Origin of the sequence: Aeromicrobium sp. CF4.19 (genome assembly GCF_051262555.1) — a bacterium.
Classification (GTDB): domain Bacteria; phylum Actinomycetota; class Actinomycetes; order Propionibacteriales; family Nocardioidaceae; genus Aeromicrobium.
In genome coordinates this window covers 327,237-344,249 of sequence record NZ_JBIMEU010000001.1, presented here as the reverse complement: position 1 = coordinate 344,249, position 17,013 = coordinate 327,237, and the positions used below count along the sequence as shown (strand labels likewise).

Annotated in this window: 18 protein-coding genes and 1 tRNA gene; 16 read left to right on the top strand and 3 right to left on the bottom strand. The window is 71.6% G+C overall.

Annotated features, from left to right (window positions below):
* Positions 1–3: 3 nt before the first annotated feature.
* The gene (locus ACHAAC_RS01710; RefSeq protein ID WP_435714145.1) at positions 4–591 is read right to left on the bottom strand and encodes a 5-formyltetrahydrofolate cyclo-ligase; all 588 of its coding nucleotides are present in this window, start codon (positions 589–591) and stop codon (positions 4–6) included.
* An 18-nt stretch (positions 592–609) separates the two neighbouring features.
* On the opposite strand from ACHAAC_RS01710, the gene ACHAAC_RS01705 reads away from it, so the two are divergent.
* The 15 genes from ACHAAC_RS01705 (at position 610) to ACHAAC_RS01635 (ending at position 14,762) form a co-directional block, all read left to right on the top strand.
* Positions 610–1,977, top strand: coding sequence for a UTP--glucose-1-phosphate uridylyltransferase (locus ACHAAC_RS01705; RefSeq protein WP_435714144.1), 1,368 nt, complete (start codon positions 610–612; stop codon positions 1,975–1,977).
* 5 nt (positions 1,978–1,982) lie between these two features.
* Positions 1,983–3,338, top strand: coding sequence for a molybdotransferase-like divisome protein Glp (gene glp, locus ACHAAC_RS01700; protein WP_435714143.1), 1,356 nt, complete (start codon positions 1,983–1,985; stop codon positions 3,336–3,338).
* A 1-nt stretch (position 3,339) separates the two neighbouring features.
* Entirely contained in the window at positions 3,340–3,828 is a 489-nt protein-coding gene (gene moaC, locus ACHAAC_RS01695; RefSeq protein WP_435714141.1) for a cyclic pyranopterin monophosphate synthase MoaC, read from the top strand.
* Positions 3,825–4,334, top strand: coding sequence for a MogA/MoaB family molybdenum cofactor biosynthesis protein (locus ACHAAC_RS01690; RefSeq protein WP_435714139.1), 510 nt, complete (start codon positions 3,825–3,827; stop codon positions 4,332–4,334). The genes moaC and ACHAAC_RS01690 overlap by 4 nt, the downstream gene beginning before the upstream one ends.
* Positions 4,335–4,348: 14 nt before the next feature.
* The gene (locus tag ACHAAC_RS01685; protein WP_435714137.1) at positions 4,349–4,924 is read left to right on the top strand and encodes a GNAT family N-acetyltransferase; all 576 of its coding nucleotides are present in this window, start codon (positions 4,349–4,351) and stop codon (positions 4,922–4,924) included.
* Between the two features lie 81 nt (positions 4,925–5,005).
* The gene (gene sepX, locus ACHAAC_RS01680; protein ID WP_435714135.1) at positions 5,006–5,977 is read left to right on the top strand and encodes a divisome protein SepX/GlpR; all 972 of its coding nucleotides are present in this window, start codon (positions 5,006–5,008) and stop codon (positions 5,975–5,977) included.
* Positions 5,978–6,050: 73 nt separating this feature from the next.
* Positions 6,051–6,123 (top strand) — tRNA-Ala (locus ACHAAC_RS01675).
* A gap of 421 nt (positions 6,124–6,544) precedes the next feature.
* Positions 6,545–7,033, top strand: a complete 489-nt coding sequence (locus tag ACHAAC_RS01670; RefSeq protein WP_435714133.1) for a tripartite tricarboxylate transporter TctB family protein — start codon at positions 6,545–6,547, stop codon at positions 7,031–7,033.
* Between the two features lie 34 nt (positions 7,034–7,067).
* Entirely contained in the window at positions 7,068–8,690 is a 1,623-nt protein-coding gene (locus ACHAAC_RS01665; RefSeq protein ID WP_435714131.1) for a tripartite tricarboxylate transporter permease, read from the top strand.
* A gap of 1 nt (position 8,691) precedes the next feature.
* Positions 8,692–9,678 carry a tripartite tricarboxylate transporter substrate binding protein gene (locus ACHAAC_RS01660; RefSeq protein ID WP_435714129.1) on the top strand — a complete coding sequence of 329 codons (987 nt, stop codon included), beginning with the start codon at positions 8,692–8,694 and terminating at the stop codon, positions 9,676–9,678.
* 123 nt (positions 9,679–9,801) lie between these two features.
* Positions 9,802–9,969, top strand: a complete 168-nt coding sequence (locus tag ACHAAC_RS01655; protein WP_435714127.1) for a hypothetical protein — start codon at positions 9,802–9,804, stop codon at positions 9,967–9,969.
* Between the two features lie 202 nt (positions 9,970–10,171).
* Positions 10,172–11,635 (top strand): acylating sulfoacetaldehyde dehydrogenase, encoded by a 1,464-nt coding sequence (sauS, locus tag ACHAAC_RS01650; protein WP_435714126.1) that lies wholly within the window; start codon positions 10,172–10,174, stop codon positions 11,633–11,635.
* 5 nt (positions 11,636–11,640) lie between these two features.
* Positions 11,641–12,816 (top strand): succinate--CoA ligase subunit beta, encoded by a 1,176-nt coding sequence (locus ACHAAC_RS01645; protein WP_435714125.1) that lies wholly within the window; start codon positions 11,641–11,643, stop codon positions 12,814–12,816.
* On the top strand, positions 12,813–13,706 hold the full coding sequence (locus ACHAAC_RS01640) for a succinate--CoA ligase subunit alpha (RefSeq protein ID WP_435714123.1): 894 nt from the start codon (positions 12,813–12,815) through the stop codon (positions 13,704–13,706). The genes ACHAAC_RS01645 and ACHAAC_RS01640 overlap by 4 nt, the downstream gene beginning before the upstream one ends.
* A 267-nt stretch (positions 13,707–13,973) precedes the next feature.
* The gene (locus tag ACHAAC_RS01635) at positions 13,974–14,762 is read left to right on the top strand and encodes an IclR family transcriptional regulator (protein WP_435714121.1); all 789 of its coding nucleotides are present in this window, start codon (positions 13,974–13,976) and stop codon (positions 14,760–14,762) included.
* A gap of 45 nt (positions 14,763–14,807) precedes the next feature.
* Here ACHAAC_RS01635 and ACHAAC_RS01630 read toward each other — a convergent pair whose 3' ends face one another.
* Both ACHAAC_RS01630 and ACHAAC_RS01625 read right to left on the bottom strand, forming a co-directional pair.
* Complete coding sequence (locus ACHAAC_RS01630) at positions 14,808–15,803, bottom strand: DUF4349 domain-containing protein (RefSeq protein ID WP_435714120.1); 996 nt, start codon at positions 15,801–15,803, stop codon at positions 14,808–14,810.
* The gene (locus ACHAAC_RS01625) at positions 15,800–16,408 is read right to left on the bottom strand and encodes an RNA polymerase sigma factor (RefSeq protein WP_435714118.1); all 609 of its coding nucleotides are present in this window, start codon (positions 16,406–16,408) and stop codon (positions 15,800–15,802) included. Before ACHAAC_RS01625 ends, ACHAAC_RS01630 begins: the two co-directional genes overlap by 4 nt.
* A 334-nt stretch (positions 16,409–16,742) precedes the next feature.
* Between ACHAAC_RS01625 and ACHAAC_RS01620 the strand changes: the two genes are divergently transcribed.
* Positions 16,743–16,931, top strand: a complete 189-nt coding sequence (locus tag ACHAAC_RS01620) for a Flp family type IVb pilin (RefSeq protein ID WP_435714117.1) — start codon at positions 16,743–16,745, stop codon at positions 16,929–16,931.
* Positions 16,932–17,013: the final 82 nt, after the last annotated feature.

Sequence of the window (17,013 nt, the reverse complement as noted above, 5' to 3'; positions counted from 1 at the left end):
CGCTCAGGGGACGCGGAAGATGCCGGACTCCGTGGCCGCCATGGTGACCGGGACGTCGTGCGGCTCGGCCGGCACCTCGGGCAGCAGCTCGTCGGCGTGGACCAGCGCGACCACGGGCGCCCTCACCTCGCCCAGTGCACGGTCGTAGTAGGCGGCGCCGCGGCCGAGCCGGCGCCCCGCATGGTCCACGGCGAGCGCGGGGACGATCACGACGTCGACCTCGAGCAGGGCGGCGCGGCCCAGGCGGGGGCCGCTCGGTTCCTCGACGCCGATGCTGCTGCGCTCGGTGGGATCGTCGGGGTCGTGGCGGACCCAGTCCAGCCCGTGCTCGTCGACCACCGGAACGAGCACCCGCGTGCCACGTGCGAGCAGCTCCGCCAGCAGCGGCTGGGTGCCGGGCTCCGCGGCCATCGACCGGTAGGCCGCCACGCTGCCTGCCCTCGCGACGACCGGCTCGGCCAGCAGGTGCCACGCCAAGGCCTGCGCCACCGCCTCGCGTTGCGACGTCGAGCGGGCGCTGCGCGCCGCGAGCAGCCGCTCGCGCAGCCGCCACTTCGCGTCGACCGGCGATCCCGCCGCGGACCCGGACATGTGGCTACCCTAGGCCCGATGACCCCACTCGAGCAGGCGCAGCGCAAGATGGCCGACGCCGACGTCGCACAGGGCGCGATCGACGTCTTCACCGACTTCTACCGGCAGCTGGAGGCCGGGGCCACCGGGCTCGTCCGCGAGGACGACGTCGACCCACTGACCGGCATCGACCGGGCCCACGACGTCCACGCCGACCTGCAGGCGCAGCGCGACGCCGCAGCGGTCACCGCGATCATCAAGCTCAACGGTGGCCTCGGCACGTCGATGGGCATGGACCGGGCCAAGACGTTGCTGCCGGTGCGCGACGGACTCACCTTCCTCGACGTCATCGCCGGCCAGGTCAAGCACGTGCGCGCCGAGCTCGGCGTCGCGCTGCCCCTGCTGTTCATGCACAGCTTCCGCACCCGCGACGACTCGCTGGCCGCCCTGGCGCCGCACGGGCTGGAGGTCGACGGGCTGCCGCTGGATTTCCTGCAGAACCGGGAGCCCAAGCTCCGCTCCGACGACCTCACCCCCGTCGAGTGGCCGGCGGACCCCACGCTCGAGTGGTGTCCGCCCGGCCACGGTGACCTCTACACGGCCCTGCTCGCCTCGGGCGTGCTCGACGCCCTCCTCGACGCCGGCTACCGCTACGCCTCGGTCTCCAACTCCGACAACCTCGGGGCCGCGCCGGACCCGGCGATGATGGCCTGGTTCGCCGGCACCGGGGCGCCGTACGCGGCGGAGGTGTGCCGACGGACGCCGGCTGACGTCAAGGGCGGCCACCTGGTGGTGCGGCGCAGCGACGGCCGGCTGGTGCTGCGCGAGACCGCGCAGACGGCGCCGGAGGACGCGGCGGCCGCGACCGACCTGCAGCGGCACCCGTACTTCCACACCAACAACCTGTGGTTCGACCTGCGCCAGGTGCGCGACACCCTGCGCGAGCGTGACGGCGTGCTGGGGCTGCCGCTCATCCGCAACCACAAGACGGTGGACCCCGCGGATCCCTCGTCGCCGGAGGTCATCCAGATCGAGTCCGCGATGGGCGCGGCCGTGGAGGTCTTCGACGGCGCCACCGCCATCGAGGTGGACCGCTCCCGCTTCCTGCCGGTCAAGACCACCAACGACCTGCTGCTGCTGCGCTCGGACGTCTTCGACGTCGGTGCGGACTCACGCCTGCGTGCCCAGGTCGACCCGAAGCCGCTCGTCGACCTCGACAAGCGGTTCTACAGCCGGATCGCGGACTTCGACGCACGTATCCCGCACGCCCCGTCCCTCGTCGACGCGGACTCCTTGGGCGTCGAGGGCGACTGGCACTTCGGGCGCGACGTCGTCGTGACGGGCTCGACCCGCCTCACCGACGACGGCACGGCGCAGCAGGTCCCTGCGGGGGCACGGTTAGGCTGACTCGCATGTCGTCGGACACACCGAAGACCGAGGACCCGGTGCAGCCGGAGTCCTCGGGAGCCGAGACCGCGCAGGAGGCGAGCACGTCCGCCCCGCGAGGTCCGCGTCCGCGACCCCGACCGGAGAGCATCCCCGAGGGCATCCTGACCGTCGAGGACCACCTCGAGGCGATCCTGCGCGGCATCGGTCCGCTCGCCCCCTACGACCAGCCCCTGGTGGAGTCGTTGGGCCTGCCCCTGCACGAGGACTTCGTGGCCAACGCCGACCTGCCCCGCTTCGACAACTCCGCGATGGACGGGTACGCCCTGCGGGCCGAGGACGTCACCGGTGCCACGGAGTCCGACCCGGTGACCCTCCCCGTCGTCGGGGAGGTGCACGCCGGCTCCGGAAAGCCCTTCGCGATCTCCGCCGGCACCGCCGTCAAGATCATGACCGGGGCGGCCATGCCGCGTGGCGCGGACACGGTCGTCCCGTTCGAGCAGACCGACCGGGGCAACGCCCGCGTGGCGATCAGGAAGGCGCCCTCGCCCGGTGCGGCCGTGCGTCGCAAGGGGGAGGACGTCCGCAGCGGCGAGGTCGTCGTCCCCGCCGGCACGGTCATCGGCCCGCGGGAGGTCGCCCTCATGGCCTCGCTGGGCTCGGCCCGCGTCCAGGCCCGACCCCGCCCCCGCGTCGTGGTGATCTCCACCGGGGCGGAGCTGCGCGAGCCCGGCGCCCACCTGGACCACGACTCCATCCACGACGGCAACAGCTACATGATCGCCGCGGCGGTGCGGGCCGCCGGCGGCATCGCCTACCGGGTCGGGGCGGTCAGCGACGACCCGCGCACGTTCCGTCGCCTCCTGGGTGAGCAGCTCGTGCGCGCCGACCTCGTGGTCACCAGCGGCGGCATCAGCGAGGGTGAGAAGGACGTGGTCAAGGAGACGTTGTCGGCCCTGGGCACGGTCGACTTCCCCAAGGTCGCCATGCAGCCGGGCCGTCCGCAGGGCTTCGGCCGCGTGATGGACGAGCAGACGCCGATCATCACCCTGCCCGGCAACCCGGTCTCCGCGTACGTCTCGTTCGAGGTGTTCGTGCTGCCCGCGATCCGTCGCCTCATGGGCCTGGTGCCCTACCGGCGCCCGATGGTGCACGCCGTCCTGGCGGCGGACGTCTCCTCGCCCCCCGGCAGGCGCCAGTACGTGCGCGGCGTCTTCGAGGTCACCCACAAGGGCGCCAAGGTCACCCCCGTCGGCGGCAGCGGCTCGCACCTGCTCGGCTCCCTCGTGGAGTCCAACGCGCTCATCATCGTGGGAGAGGACGAGACCGCCCTCAACCTCGGCGACACCGTCCGGACCCTCGTGCTCGACCGGTCGTTCTGAGATGACCCGGGCGGCAGACCAGCACGGCCTGACGCACGTCGACGACGAGGGCGCGGCCCGGATGGTCGACGTCGGCGGCAAGGACGTCACGGACCGCTCCGCCACTGCTCGTGGTCGGGTCGAGGTGGGGCCGGAGGTCGTGAGCCTGCTGCGCGGGGACGGCGTGCCCAAGGGCGATGCGCTGGGCGTCGCGCGCGTCGCCGGGATCATGGCGGCGAAGCGGACGCCGGACCTCGTTCCGCTGTGCCACCCGCTGGCCATCAGTGGCGTGACGGTGGACCTGGAGGTCCTCGACGACGCGGTCCTGGTGACGGCGCAGGTCCGCACCACCGACCGCACGGGCGTGGAGATGGAGGCGCTGACCGCGGTGAGCGTCGCCGCCCTGACGGTGATCGACATGGTCAAGGCAGTCGACCAGCACGCCCGCATCACCGACGTCGAGGTCGTGGCCAAGTCCGGCGGCCGCCGGGGCGACTGGAGCATCGAGTGAGTCTCCAGGGCACCGCCGCCGTGGTCGTGGCGTCCAACCGTGCCTCCCAGGGGGTCTACGAGGACACCACCGGCCCGCTGCTCGTGCAGGCCCTGACCGCATGGGGACTGCAGACGCCCGATCCCGTCGTGGTGCCGGACGGCATCGCGGTGGGCGAGGCGATCGAGGCGGCAGTAGCGGCGGGCGCCGACGTGGTGCTCAGCACCGGCGGCACCGGGATCAGCCCCACCGACCGTACGCCTGACGTCACCCGGCCCCTGCTCGATCGCGAGCTGCCGGGCCTCGCCGAGGCGCTGCGCGCCGCCGGGGTCGCCAAGGGCGTGCCCACGGCGGTCCTGTCCCGTGGTGTCGCCGGGGTGGCGGGCCGCACGCTCGTGGTGAACCTGCCGGGGTCTCGGGGCGGCGTCAAGGACGCGATCGAGGTCCTGGCCGACGTCGTGCCGCACGCCGTCGAGCAGCTGCGTGGTGTCGACCACCGTCAGGAGCCCACCGGGGGTGTGGGCTGACGCCCGGCTGGCCGGTGACGCTGCGCCACGGTGGCGTCGAGGTCCGGCCGCTGCGCCGCTCCGACGCCGGCGCGTGGCGCCGCATCCGTGAGACCTCCGCGACCTGGCTCGCACCGTGGGAGGCCACGCTCCCACCGGGTGCCGGCCTGCCGTCGACCTCGTACTCCGCGATGATCCGCGCGATGCGGCGTCGGGCCCGCAGCGGCTCCTCGATGCCGTTCGCGATCGCCGTGGAGGGCCAGATGGTGGGTCAGGTGACGGTCAGCGGCATCGCCGGAGGGTCGGCCCAGTGGGCGAGCCTGGGCTACTGGATCTCGCCCGAGCACGCCGGCCGGGGCATCACGCCGGTGGCGGTGGCGCTGGTGGGCGACCACCTGCTCGACGTCGTGGGGCTGCACCGGCTGGAGATCGCCGTCCGGCCCGAGAACGTCGCGAGCCTGCGCGTGGTGGAGAAGCTGGGCCTGGAGGAGATCGGGCTGGCCCGCGGCTACCTGCACATCGCAGGGGACTGGCGGGACCACCGGGTCTTCCAGGTGCTCGCCGATCGACGGGTCGGACGGCTGCTGCAGCGGGCCACCGGAACCTCTTGAGTCACATCTGTCACAGAGATTCCTTCGACACACGGCCCGGCCTGCGCGGTTGCCGGGTGCGCGCGGCCTACCGTTTCCTGCATGGGTGGAGCCAATGGACTGATCGTGGCGTTCGTCGTCGCGGTCTGGGCGGCGTACTTCGTGCCGCTCGTCCTGCGCCGCTACGACGACGCCTCCACGTCCTCCTCGCTGGAGTCGTTGAGCCCGTTGAGCAGGGTCATCGCACGCCGTGGGGCGAGCGATGCTCCCGAACCGGAGGCCGACGTGAACGACCAGACCGCCACTGCTGATGCCACCCCCGCGGCGACGGCGCAGCCCGCGTCCGCCTCGGACGCCTCGCGGGGTGAGACCGTGCAGGCGCTGTCACGCGAGGCACTGTCGCGCATCGAGCCGCCGGCCCGACCCAGCGTCACCGGAAAGGCCGCCGCGATCGCGGCGCGCCGCCGTCGCCGCACACTGCTGACCCTGCTGACCGCGCTGCTCGTCGTCGGCGGGCTCGCCTTCTTCTCCGTCGTCGCTCCCGTGTGGGTGTCCGCCCCGGCCGGGCTCGTCGTGGCCTGGCTCGTGGCCTGCCGCGTCCAGGTGCGAGGCGAGCGCGGCATCTCCGGCAGTCGACGGTCCTTGCCGCGCGTCCGGCTGCCCCGGGTGCCGATGCCGAAGCTCTCCCGTCCGAAGCGTCCGCGCGCGGCGCGTCCGCAGCGCGCGGAGTCCTCCGCCGCCTCTCACGAGGAGGACACGGTCATCGTCCAGCTCGACGACGTCGAGCCGGACCGCAGCCACGTCATGGAGCCGGCCGAGCTGCACGAGAGCGCGCTGGACGACCAGGTCGTCATCGCCGTGCCATCGGTCTCCACGGCCGGTGAGCCGTTGTGGGACCCGCTCCCGGTCACCGTGCCGACCTACGTCACCAAGCCCCGTGCCGGCCGCACGGTGCGCACGATCGACTTCGACGCCCCGGGTGCCTGGACGTCGGGCCACATCGAGGGCGAGGACGTCGAGCTGCCGGGACGCCCCGCGCAAGCCGAGGCGCCCCGCCGCGCCTCCGGCCAGTAGTCGGCACAGGTCGCCGGCTCCGACACGACCCTGGGTGGGCCCTCGGCGGGCCGGTGGTAATCTCGGGGGTCCTGGGGCATTGGCGCAGTTGGTAGCGCGCTTCGTTCGCATCGAAGAGGTCAGGAGTTCGAATCTCCTATGCTCCACTCGCAGTTGAGGGCTCCACGGCGACCGTGGGGCCCTCGGCTCTTCTCTGCTGTGCTCCACCCATCGTGAGAATCTCGACCCGGCCCCGCCTGATGGCGGGGCCGCAGTCATGTGCGGGCCGTGGGCTGCGTCCGTCCCGCAGGGGTGGGTCGATCGATGTGCGGATTCCCGCGGACGTGATTGACGCCACACCGAGCGAGGCGTACCGTCGTATAGAAGTCTCTCCCAACATGTGGGAGTGCATCGTCCGACGACAATGACGGAGGCGCCATCGTGCCGGGGACTCGACCGAAAGACACTCAGACCGCAGGGCCGTCGAAGGGTGGACCCAGTCCGGACCGAGCCGGGGCGTCGCCGTCCGAGCGACCATCGTCCAGTGGTCCTGCGTGGTGGCGGGTGCTGCCCGAGGTGTTGGTCCTGGTGGGACTTCTCCCGCTCTGGACGACCGCCTCGCAGTGGAGCTCGACGGTCGGCGGACCCGGCCCGGCGTTCTACCCGCGGCTGCTCATCGGGCTGCTCGCGTTGTGCCTGGTCCTGCGCGTGGCGCAGGAGGTCAAGGAGATGAGGCAGGTCGCCGCAGGGACACCCACCCCCGTGCCGGACGATGCCGAGGGGGAGGGTGAGGGCCCCGTCGACTTGCGGTACGCACTGTTCGCGCTCGGACTCGCCGCGCTCTACGTCTGGGGCACCTTGTGGATCGGTTGGGTGATCGCGACCTTCCTGGCCGTGGTGGTCTTCCTGGTCGTGGCCGGAAAGCGGAACCCGCTCGTGATCGTCCCGACGGCGCTGGTGCTCTCCGTCGGCATGGCCTACGTCTTCATCAAGGTCGTCTACATCGCCTTGCCGACGGGCACCGGGATCTTCGACACGGTGACCTTCGGACTGCTCCGGCTCATGGGGGCGGCGTGAGAACCCGCCGGCACGATCGAGGAGCTGACGCCTGATGGAGACCTTGATCGGCGTCTTCAGCGCCCTCGGCTCGTTCTCGTTGGAGCTCTGGCTCATCCTCCTGCTCGGTGTCATCACCGGGTTGATCGTCGGCGTGCTGCCCGGACTGACCTTCGTCATGGGCGTGCTGCTGATCCTGCCCTTCACCTACGGGATGGAGGCCGACACAGGCATCGTCCTGATGCTCGCCGTGTATGTCGCGGGCACCTACGGCGGCGCGATCACCTCGATCCTGCTGCACGTGCCGGGTGAGCCGAACAACGTCCCGCTGCTCTGGGACGGCTACACCATGACGCGCCAGGGGCGCGGCGCGGAAGCGCTCGGGTGGGCAGCGATCGCTGCCCTGGTGGGCGGGGTCGTGGCCTGGCTGCTGCTGGTGTTCGCCGCACGGCCGTTCGCGCAGATCGCGCTGAAGTTCGACCAGGCCGAGTACTTCGTGATCATCCTGCTCGGACTCACCAGCGTGCTCGCGCTCGCCGACCGGTCGATCATCAAGTCACTGGCCGCCCTGCTGATCGGCATGCTCATCGCGACCATCGGCGTGGACGACGTCTACGGCACGGTGCGCTTCGACTACGGCACGACCGTCCTGCGCGACGGTGTGGACTACCTCCCGGTGATGGTCGGCATCTATGCCCTCGGCCACGTCCTGGTCCGCTACGGCGAGCGCTTCTCGCAGGAGAACGCGCCCAAGGTCGGCCGTGTCCGCACGACGATCCCGGGTCTGCGTGCCCTGCGGGAGCGCAGCGGGAGCATGGGTCGAGGCACGGTCACGGGAACCATCCTCGGCGCGGTCCCCGGAGCGGGCGCGACGGTGGCCTCATTCGTGGCCTACGGCATCGAGAAGCAGTTCGGCAAGGACAAGGGCAACGTCGGCAAGGGCTCGCCCAACGGTGTGATCGCACCGCAGGTGGCCTCGACCTCGACGGTCGGGGGCGCGTTCATCCCCCTGCTGGTCCTGGGGATCCCCGGCAGTGCCGCGACGGCGGTGATCCTCGGGGCACTGCTGATCCACAACGTGCAGCCGGGTCCGCAGATCTTCCAGACCCAGCCCGAGCTCGTCTACACGATCATGGCCGCGCTGCTGGTCAGCGTCCTGATGATGTTCGTCATCGGCCTGGCCGCGAGCGGGCCGATGGTGCGGCTGCTGCGCGTTCCCGAGCCCTACGTCGCGGTGCTGATCGTGCTCTTCGCGTACATCGGCGCCTTCGCCATCCGCAACTCCATCTCCGACGTCTGGGTGATGGTCCTGGCGGCGGCGGTCGGCTTCGGGATGCAACGCTTCGGCTATCCCTTGGCGCCGCTGGTGCTGGGGGCGATCCTCGGCCCCTTGGCCGAACGGTTCTTCGTGACGGCGATGATCTCCGCCGACAACGACATCAGCATCTTCGTCACCCGGCCCATCTCCGCGGGGCTGGTCGTCCTCTGGGTGCTCGTCCTGGGCTTCCTGGTCTACCGCGCCGTCGTGGGACGTCGCGTCGGGGTGCTGGCCACCGACGTGGCGCCTGCCGGGTCCGAGCCGGGCCATGATGCCGGCCCGGACGGGCCAGAGGGGACGGAGGCCGTTGCGCCAGGTCCCGACCCGTCCGATCCCGCGAACCCATCCTCCAGGAGCTGACATGACCCATCGCAGAACGCTGCTCCCAGCAGTCGCAACGACAGTCCTGCTGCTTGCCGTGGCGTGCGCGCCGGCCAACACGCGGACCCTCAGTGGTGATGCGTCCTTCCAACGGCCCGTGGACATGGTGATCCCGTTCGGGGCCGGGGGAGGAGCGGACCAGGTGGGCCGCGCCGCCGGAAGTGCCATGGAGGACGAGATCGACCAGCAGATCCCCGTGGTGAACGTGCCCGGGGCGACCGGCAGCTCGGGAATGACGAACATGCTCTCCTCGCGGCCGGGGGAGTCGATGGCCGTCCTGATCCAGGACACCCTCACCACCGTCCCGGCCGGGAGCGCCTCGTTCGCCACTGACGAGCTGCGTGCGGTCTGTCGCCTGCAGTCCATGCCGTCGGCGCTGATGGTCAGGCGTGACACGTACGAGGACTGGCAGGACCTCGCAGACGCTGCGCAGGACGAGCCCGGCGAGCTCACGGTGGCGACGGTCGGGGCCAACAGCGTCGATGACATCGTGCTCGCGGCCCTGGCGGAGTCCGAGGACACGCAGTTCCGACCCGTCCCCTACTCCGAGCCCGCGGAGCGCTACGCCGCCCTGCTCGGTGGCGGGGTCGACATCCTCTACGAGCAGCTGGGCGACGTCACGCAGTACCTCGACTCGGGGGACTTCGTGCCGCTGCTGATGGTGTCCGACGAACGGGTGGAGGGTTTCGAGGACGTCCCCACCGTGGGAGACCTCGGACTCCCGCCGGAGGTCGTCCTGCCGCAGTTCCGCGGACTCATGGTCTCTGCGGATGCCGGCGACGAGGTCGTCGCCGCCTTGTCGGAGGCGTGCGAGGCGGCGGTCGCCACTCCTGAGCTCGAGGACTTCCAGGAGCTCGTCTACGCCGACGCCGACAGCTTCCAGGACGCCGAGGCCTTCCAGGAGTTCCTCGACGAGCAGGAGGCACTGATCAGCGAGCAGCTGAAGCAGTACGGCATGGGCAACTGAGGAGGGTCCGACGGCGAACCGTGGCGTGACGTGATGGACGGCACGCACGTTCTGTGAGCGCGGGCACAGCGTGCGGGGCGTGGGGTCGGCGATGATGAAGGAGTTCGTCGAAAGGACTCCCTCGTGACCACCACCACGCTCTTCCGCACCAGCGATGCCCCGTCTCCTGCGCCGGTTCGCACCGCCCCGCTCCCGCCGCTGCGCGACCACGTCGAGCGAGGTCCTGAGGTCACGTTCGCCCATCGACTGGTCGCCGCCCTGCGGACCAGCCGACCCGGCGTCGGCGACTGACCTTCTCGGCTGTCACCACCACGACCCACAACCCACGACCCCACAGCGCTGCGCGAGCAGCGGGTGGGGTCGTGGTGTGCGTGGGTGCGTCGGGCGTGCTGCTGGCCTGACCGGCTGGTGCCCGGTGGCCGGAGTGTGTTGACGGCCACATCGTCTCGGCCTATGTTGTGTGGAAGTGATTCCCACATCGTAGGAGAGTCGTATGTCGGTCGATGCCTCAGCCAAGACCCCCAGCACACCGCCGGCCCCGGGAGGGGCGAGCGCTCCCGGCGGTGACGCGCACGAGGAGATCGCCCGGGTGGTGGCGCGCGCCCGCGCGGCCCAGGCGGTGTTCGAGACATTCGACCAGGAGCGCGTCGACGCAGCGGTGACGGCCGTCGCCTGGGCCATCGTCGAGCTGGGCCGCGCCCGCCGCCTCGCCGAGCTCGCGGTCGCGGACACCGGCCTCGGTGACATCGAGGACAAGGTGACCAAGAACCGCCGCAAGACCATGGGGACGCTGCGTGACCTGCAGGGTGCGCCCTCGGTCGGTGTGATCGCCGATCTCCCGGACCTCGGCATCACCGAGTACGCCAAGCCGATGGGCGTCGTGGGAGCGGTGTGCCCGTCCACGAACCCCGCGGCGACGCCGGCGAACAAGACCATGATGGCGCTCAAGGGTGGGAACGCGGTCATCCTGTCGCCCTCACCGAAGGGTGCGAGCACCTGCCGGCTGCTGGTCGAGATGATCCACGACGAGCTCGACAAGGTGGGCGCCCCGCGCGACCTCGTGCAGTTCCTGGACAAGCCGAGCAAGGCACTCACCTATGAGCTGATGGAGCAGGTCGACTTCGTCGTGGTGACGGGCTCGCAGAAGAACGTCCGCGCCGCCTACAGCTCGGGCACCCCCGCGATCGGCGTGGGTGTCGGCAACGCGCCGGTGATCATCGACCGCTCCGCAGACCTCCCCGAGGCTGCGCGCAAGGTTCGCGTCAGCAAGACGTTCGACCACGCGACGAGCTGCTCCTCGGAGAACTCGCTGCACGTGCACGAGGACGTCTACGACGAGGCGATCGCCGCACTGGTCCGCGAGGGAGCCTGCCTCCTGGACGCCGACGAGAAGGCCGCGCTGCAGAAGACGATGTGGCCCGACGGCGCACTGAGCCAGGCCGTCACGGCCCAGTCCCCGCGGCGCATCGCCGAGGCCGCCGGACTCACACGGCCGGAGGCGCTCGACGCCTCGTTCTTCCTCGTGGAGGAGGACGGCTGGGGGCCGGAGCACCCGTTCAGCGGGGAGAAGCTCTCCGTGGTGCTGACGGTCTACCGCTGGCGAGAGGCGGAGGACCTGATCAACCGCATCCAGGGGATCCTCGACTTCCAGGGCGCCGGCCACTCCTGTGGCGTCCACACCAGCGACCCCGACCTCCCGGGCCTCCTCGCCGAACGACTGCGTGTCGCTCGCGTGCTGGTCAACCAGGCCCACGCGCAGGGCGTCGGCGGCGGCTTCGACAACGGCCTCGGCTTCACGTTGACGATGGGAGCGGGAACCTGGGCCGGCAACAGCATCAGCGACAACCTCTCCTACCGCCACTTCCTCAACACCACCCGGCTGGCACGGACGATCCCGCCACGGGAGCCGAGCGAGGACGACCTCTTCGGCCACTACACGACGACGTACGGGAGGTGAGCGGCATGGATCTGCTGGAGCACCAGGGCAAGCACCTGCTGATCGACGGAGGTCTCCGCGTCCCTCGTGGCCAGGTCGTCACGAGTCCCGAGGCGGCGCGCGACGCCGCGTCGGCGCTCGGTGGCCGCGTGGTCTGCAAGGCGCAGGTCGCCACCGGCAAGCGTGGCAAGGCCGGCGCCGTGCGCCTCGTCGACGGGCCCGAGGAGGCCGCGTCGTTCGTCTCCGAGCTGCTGGGACGTGACATCGCCGGACACCTGGTCGAGACCGTCCTCGTGGAGGAGGCGGTCCCCATCGCCCGCGAGCTCTACGTCGCGGTCCTCGACGACCCCACGAGCAAGTGCCCCACGGTGCTGTTCTCGACCCAGGGAGGCATGGACATCGAGGAGGTGAGCGCGTCACACCCCGACAGCCTGCACCGTGTGAGCGTGGACGTCCGTGAGGGTCTGACCGGCGCGCAGGCCGCGGAGCTGATCGCCACCGCGGGCATCTCAGGCGCTGCTGCGCCGGCGCTCGCCACAGCCCTGGAGCAGCTCTACGCGGTCTACGCCGCCGTCGACGCCGCCCTGGTGGAGGTGAACCCGCTCGTCCTCACCGACACCGACGAGGTGGCGGCCCTCGATGCGAAGGTCACGATCGACCCCGGGTCGGTACCGCGTCAGCAGGCACTGCTCGACGACCTGCCGGGCGGACGTCCCAAGGTGCTGAGCACCGACCTGGAGTCGCGCGGCCGGGACCTCGGCCTGCAGTACATCGAGCTCGACGGCGACGTCGGCGTGCTGGCGAACGGCGCCGGGCTCACCATGACGACCCTGGATGCCGTGGCGCACTTCGACGGCGAGGCCGCGAACTTCCTGGAGATCGGCGGCGACGCCTACACCAAGGCGACCCCGGCCCTCGAGCTCGTGCTCTCCAACCCACGGGTGCGCTCCCTGCTGGTGAACTTCTGTGGAGCCTTCGCGCGTACCGACGTGATGGCCGAGGGCGTCGTGGCCGCGATCGAGGAGCTGCGGCCGACGCTGCCCATCTCGTTCACCATCCACGGGACGGGCGAGCGGGAGGCGATCCAGCTGGTGCGGGACCGACTGGGGATCGAGCCCCACGACCTGATGGACGACGCCGTGCGCGAGGCGGTCGATGCCGCGCGAGCCGCGTCCAACTCCGGAGAGGAGCTGGCCCGATGATCGTCAGCGGAAACGATGCAGTGCTGGTGCAGGGGATGACCGGTCGGCAGGGCAGCTACTGGACCGAGCGGATGCTCGAGGTGGGCACCCGGGTCGTGGCCGGCGTCAGTCCGGGCAAGGGTGGCCGCGAGGTCGCCGGGCGCCCGGTCTACGACACCGTCGCCGACGCCGTGGCGCAGCACCAGATCGACGCGAGCGTGCTCTTCGTCCCGCCGGCGGGCGCCGGCGCGGCCGTGACGGAGGCGGTCACCGCGGGCGTCCGTTCGGTGGTCTGTCTTGCCGAGCACATCCCGTCCTCCGACGTGATGCGCATGCTGGCCGTGGCTCGCGACCACGGCGCCCAGGTCCTGGGGCCCAACACCGCGGGACTGGTGGTGCCGGGCGAGTGCAGCATCGGCATCATGCCCGGCTTCGCCGACAACATCTTCCGACGCGGCAACGTCGCGGTGGTCTCCCGGAGCGGGAGCCTCGGCACCCTCGTCTCGATGAACCTGGTCGACGAGGGCTTCGGGCAGTCGGTCTTCCTCGGCATCGGTGGCGACCCCATCCTGGGGACCACGACCCTGGACGCCGTGCGTGCTGCCGCGCAGTACCCCGGCACCGAGGCCGTCGCGCTGGTCGGCGAGATCGGCGGCGGCATGGAGGAGGAGGCCGCCGAGCACCTGGGCGAGCTGGGTCTCCCGGTCGTCGCCTACATCGCCGGACGCAGCGCACCCCCCGGCCGTCGCATGGGTCACGCCGGGGCGATCGTCACCGGCGACCGAGGCAGCGGCACCTCGAAGGTGTCGGCCCTGACGGCCGCCGGGGCGGTCGTGGTGGACATTCCCAGCCAGGTGGGGGCGGCCCTGCGGGACCTGGGGGTCAAGCCTGCCGTCGACGCCGGGCGGTAGGCGCACGGAGCTGGACCACCACCGCTGGGCCGGAGCAGAGCGCTCCGGCCCAGCGGTGCTGACGCGTCCGCGGGGTCGTGGGGGATCGCCGATGGAGACGGTGGCGGACAGCCAACTGCTACATTGTGGTCAAGAATTCCACGCCGACGCGGGTGGGACCGTCCGGATCGCACTCCGGCAGCGGCGCTCCAGTGCGCGGCACCGGGGGCCGGGGTCGCCGAGCCGTCGGCGTGGGTCGTCCCTGACCAGGAGCGGAGCAGCAGCCCCATGAGCGAGGTCTCCTCGGACCGGCCGCCCGGCGGTGGTCGCATCGCCGGCACGCAGGCGATCGGACGGGCCTTCGCCGTGCTGGACATGTTCCGCAGTGCGGGAACCGACCTGGGCGTCGTGCAGATCTCCGAGCAGCTCGGCTTCACCCTCTCGACGTCCCACCGGATCGCGAGGGCGCTCGTGGCCGAGGGGTACCTCGCCCAGGGTGAGGGCCGCGAGCGCTATCGGCTCGGGGTGCAGGCCCTCCTGCTCGGTCAGGCGGCGCAGCGCTCCCTCGGCCTGCAGGTCGCGCGGCCCGTCCTGCAGGGCCTGGCCGAGCAGACCGGGGAGTCGATCAACCTCGGTCTCGCCGACTTCGACCGCGCGGTCGTCGCCCAGCGCATCGAGTCGCGCCAGGCGCTGCGGCTCTCGGTCGAGGTGGGCTCGAGCGTCGAGCTGCACGCGACCTCCATGGGCAAGGCGCTGATGGCCTTCAACGACGACCTGCGTCGTCGCGTGCTCGAGGGTCCCGAGCTGCCGGCCCTCACGTCGCGCACCCTGACCACGCAGGCCCAGCTGGCGGCGGACCTCGAGCAGATCAAGCAGCGCGGCTGGAGCATCGACGACGAGGAGTCGATGCTCGGGGTGCGGTGCCTGGCGGCCCCCATCATCGCCCCCGACGGTGTGGCCCGAGCCGCCGTCGCCGTCCAGGCGCCCGCCGTCCGGATGCCCGATGGTCGGTTCGCCGAGCTCGGCCCCGAGGTGCGTCGGGCCGCCGACGAGCTGGCGCGGATCCTCCCGCTCTGACCGCGGGACCACCGGAGCGCGCTGCATGGTCGTGAGCCCTCGCGCTCACCGCGGCGCGCCTGGCCCGCTTCCGCGCGTCCGGCGCACGACCCGCCACCCGACGTAGCCGGCGGCGAGCAGGCCCAACCACGGGAGCAGCACCCCGATCACCCTGACGACGTCCGTGGCCGTGGAGGTGAGGGCGTCCCACCCGGTCTGCAGGCCGTCGAGGAAGCCGGATCGGTCCTCGTCGGTGGGGGGCTTTTCGGTCTGTCGCTCCTGCGTGAGGTCGACGGTGAGCGTGGAGAGGGCGACCCGGTCGGCCAGGGCGTCCTTCTGGGCCTGCAGGGACTCCAGCTCGCCCTGGCGTTCCTGGATGGCCCGCTCGGTGGCGAGCAGGTCCGCGCTCGAGCCGGCCTCGGCGAGGATCGCCTCCAGGCGCTGCACCGAGACCTCGAGCGAGCCGATGCGGGCGTCGAGGTCCCGACGTTGTGCGGCGACGTCCTCCCGGTCGAGGTCGACACGCTCGACGTCGCCCAGCTCGTCGAGCTCGGCCAGCGCGGCGTCCACGTCGGAGGCAGTCACCCGGAGGGTGAGCCGGGCGCTGGAGCGGGCGCCGTCGGCCTGCTCCGCACGGGCATCCACCCGACCGTCGCGACCCTCGACCCACGTCGCCAGGCGAGCGGCGGCCTCGCGGGCGTCCTCCACCGTCACGTCGACCGAGCCGGTGACCACGACGTCACGCTCGGCGGACGGCTGGGTGGTCAGGTCGGGCCCGGACTCGCCGTCAGCCTCGGGCTCGGCGGCGTCGCGTTCGGCGGCCCCGCTCCGTCCGCCGTCCGGCTCGGTCTCGGCCGTGCTGCTGACCCCGCTGCCCGACCCGGTGCCGAGGGGGCCGGTGAGCGTCGCGAGTCCCACCCCGCCGATGACCAGCACGAAACAGGCGGCCGCGCCGGCGCCGAGGACTCGGCGGGTGCGCCGGCCGCGGCGCTCGGCGTCGGCGTCGACGCCGGCGAGGACGTGGTCACGCATCCGGTCGATGCGCTCGTCGGTCAGGGTCATGACGTCTCCCTCATGGATCGCAGGTCCGCACGCAGGCGGGCGCGCAGCCGGTGGACGCGGTTGCGGACGCTGCCGTGGCTGACGCCGAGGACCCGGGCGGCCTGCTCGTAGGTGTGCTCGCCGTCGACGCACAGGGCGTAGAGCTCCTGGTCGGTGGGCGAGAGGGCGGTGACTGCGGCGTCGATCTCCCGGCGCACCCAGGCGTCGTCCACCTCGTCCTCGACGCTGCGCGCAGCGGCCGGCTCCACCTCGAGCTCCTCGGTGCGGTGGTCCGGACGGGCGCGTCGGCGATGCGCGTTGAGCGCCGTCTGTCGGGCAGTGACCAGCAGCCACGGGAGGGCCGAGTCGTCCACGACGCGGATGGACCGGACCCGGCGCCACGCGGTGAGGAAGACGTCCTGGGTGGTCTCCTCAGCGAGGTCGGCGTCGCGCAGCACGCGGTAGGCCTGCCAGTAGACGGCCCGGACGTGCTGGTCGTAGAGCCGGGCGAACGCCTCGCGGTCGCCCTGCTGGGCCCGGCCGAGCAGGTCCGCGTCGCCGGCCGGGCCGGGAGGTGCGGGGTCGCGGTCGCCCTGGGTCACGTCGTCCTCCGAAACGATGGTCACGTGAGGTTCGTGTCTGGTCGTGCTGGATCGTCTCGCGCCGGCCGGACGATGTCCACGAACGATCACGTGAGATGGGGGCCGAAGGTCCCGTCCGCGCTTCGCGGACCGCGGAAGACGCTCCGCGAGGATCCGCTCACCGGCCCTGTCACTGGCCCGACAGAGCCACGGCGTCTGGCTCCCAACGAGCGGGGCGGATGAGGGTTACTGGTCCTTTGGAACCATTTTCGGGACTTTCGTCCTGTAACTGTGTGTGACACGGGACCGCTCGGGCCTACCTTCTGTCTCGGGAGCACCGTCGACGGTCGGCGGCCACAGACACAGAGGGAGCACCACCATGGAGAAGCTGATCTTCGCCTACTCGTACATCACCGGCGCGCTTACCGCACCCAAGCGTGATGAGAAGGGCGCGACGGTCGTCGAGTACGCCCTCGTCATCGGCCTCATCTCGCTCGTGCTCATCGGTGCCTGGGCCATCCTCGGGACGCGCATCCAGAACATGGTCAACGGCATCACGTTTACCTGAGTTCGAGCCCGGTGGTTCAGCCGCCGGCAGTTGACGATTGCTCTGGCAGTCGTCACCCACGAGGAGCGGGGTGGGTCCGGTC

What these genes read in the sequence shown, in the direction of transcription:
- ACHAAC_RS01710 (WP_435714145.1), bottom strand. Translation starts at nt 591, where the DNA reads ATGTCCGGGTCCGCGGCGGGATCGCCGGTCGACGCGAAGTGGCGGCTG.
- ACHAAC_RS01705 (WP_435714144.1), top strand. Translation starts at nt 610, where the DNA reads ATGACCCCACTCGAGCAGGCGCAGCGCAAGATGGCCGACGCCGACGTC.
- glp (WP_435714143.1), top strand. Translation starts at nt 1,983, where the DNA reads ATGTCGTCGGACACACCGAAGACCGAGGACCCGGTGCAGCCGGAGTCC.
- moaC (WP_435714141.1), top strand. Translation starts at nt 3,340, where the DNA reads ATGACCCGGGCGGCAGACCAGCACGGCCTGACGCACGTCGACGACGAG.
- sepX (WP_435714135.1), top strand. Translation starts at nt 5,006, where the DNA reads ATGGGTGGAGCCAATGGACTGATCGTGGCGTTCGTCGTCGCGGTCTGG.
- ACHAAC_RS01665 (WP_435714131.1), top strand. Translation starts at nt 7,068, where the DNA reads ATGGAGACCTTGATCGGCGTCTTCAGCGCCCTCGGCTCGTTCTCGTTG.
- ACHAAC_RS01660 (WP_435714129.1), top strand. Translation starts at nt 8,692, where the DNA reads ATGACCCATCGCAGAACGCTGCTCCCAGCAGTCGCAACGACAGTCCTG.
- sauS (WP_435714126.1), top strand. Translation starts at nt 10,172, where the DNA reads ATGTCGGTCGATGCCTCAGCCAAGACCCCCAGCACACCGCCGGCCCCG.
- ACHAAC_RS01645 (WP_435714125.1), top strand. Translation starts at nt 11,641, where the DNA reads ATGGATCTGCTGGAGCACCAGGGCAAGCACCTGCTGATCGACGGAGGT.
- ACHAAC_RS01640 (WP_435714123.1), top strand. Translation starts at nt 12,813, where the DNA reads ATGATCGTCAGCGGAAACGATGCAGTGCTGGTGCAGGGGATGACCGGT.
- ACHAAC_RS01635 (WP_435714121.1), top strand. Translation starts at nt 13,974, where the DNA reads ATGAGCGAGGTCTCCTCGGACCGGCCGCCCGGCGGTGGTCGCATCGCC.
- ACHAAC_RS01630 (WP_435714120.1), bottom strand. Translation starts at nt 15,803, where the DNA reads ATGACCCTGACCGACGAGCGCATCGACCGGATGCGTGACCACGTCCTC.
- ACHAAC_RS01620 (WP_435714117.1), top strand. Translation starts at nt 16,743, where the DNA reads ATGGAGAAGCTGATCTTCGCCTACTCGTACATCACCGGCGCGCTTACC.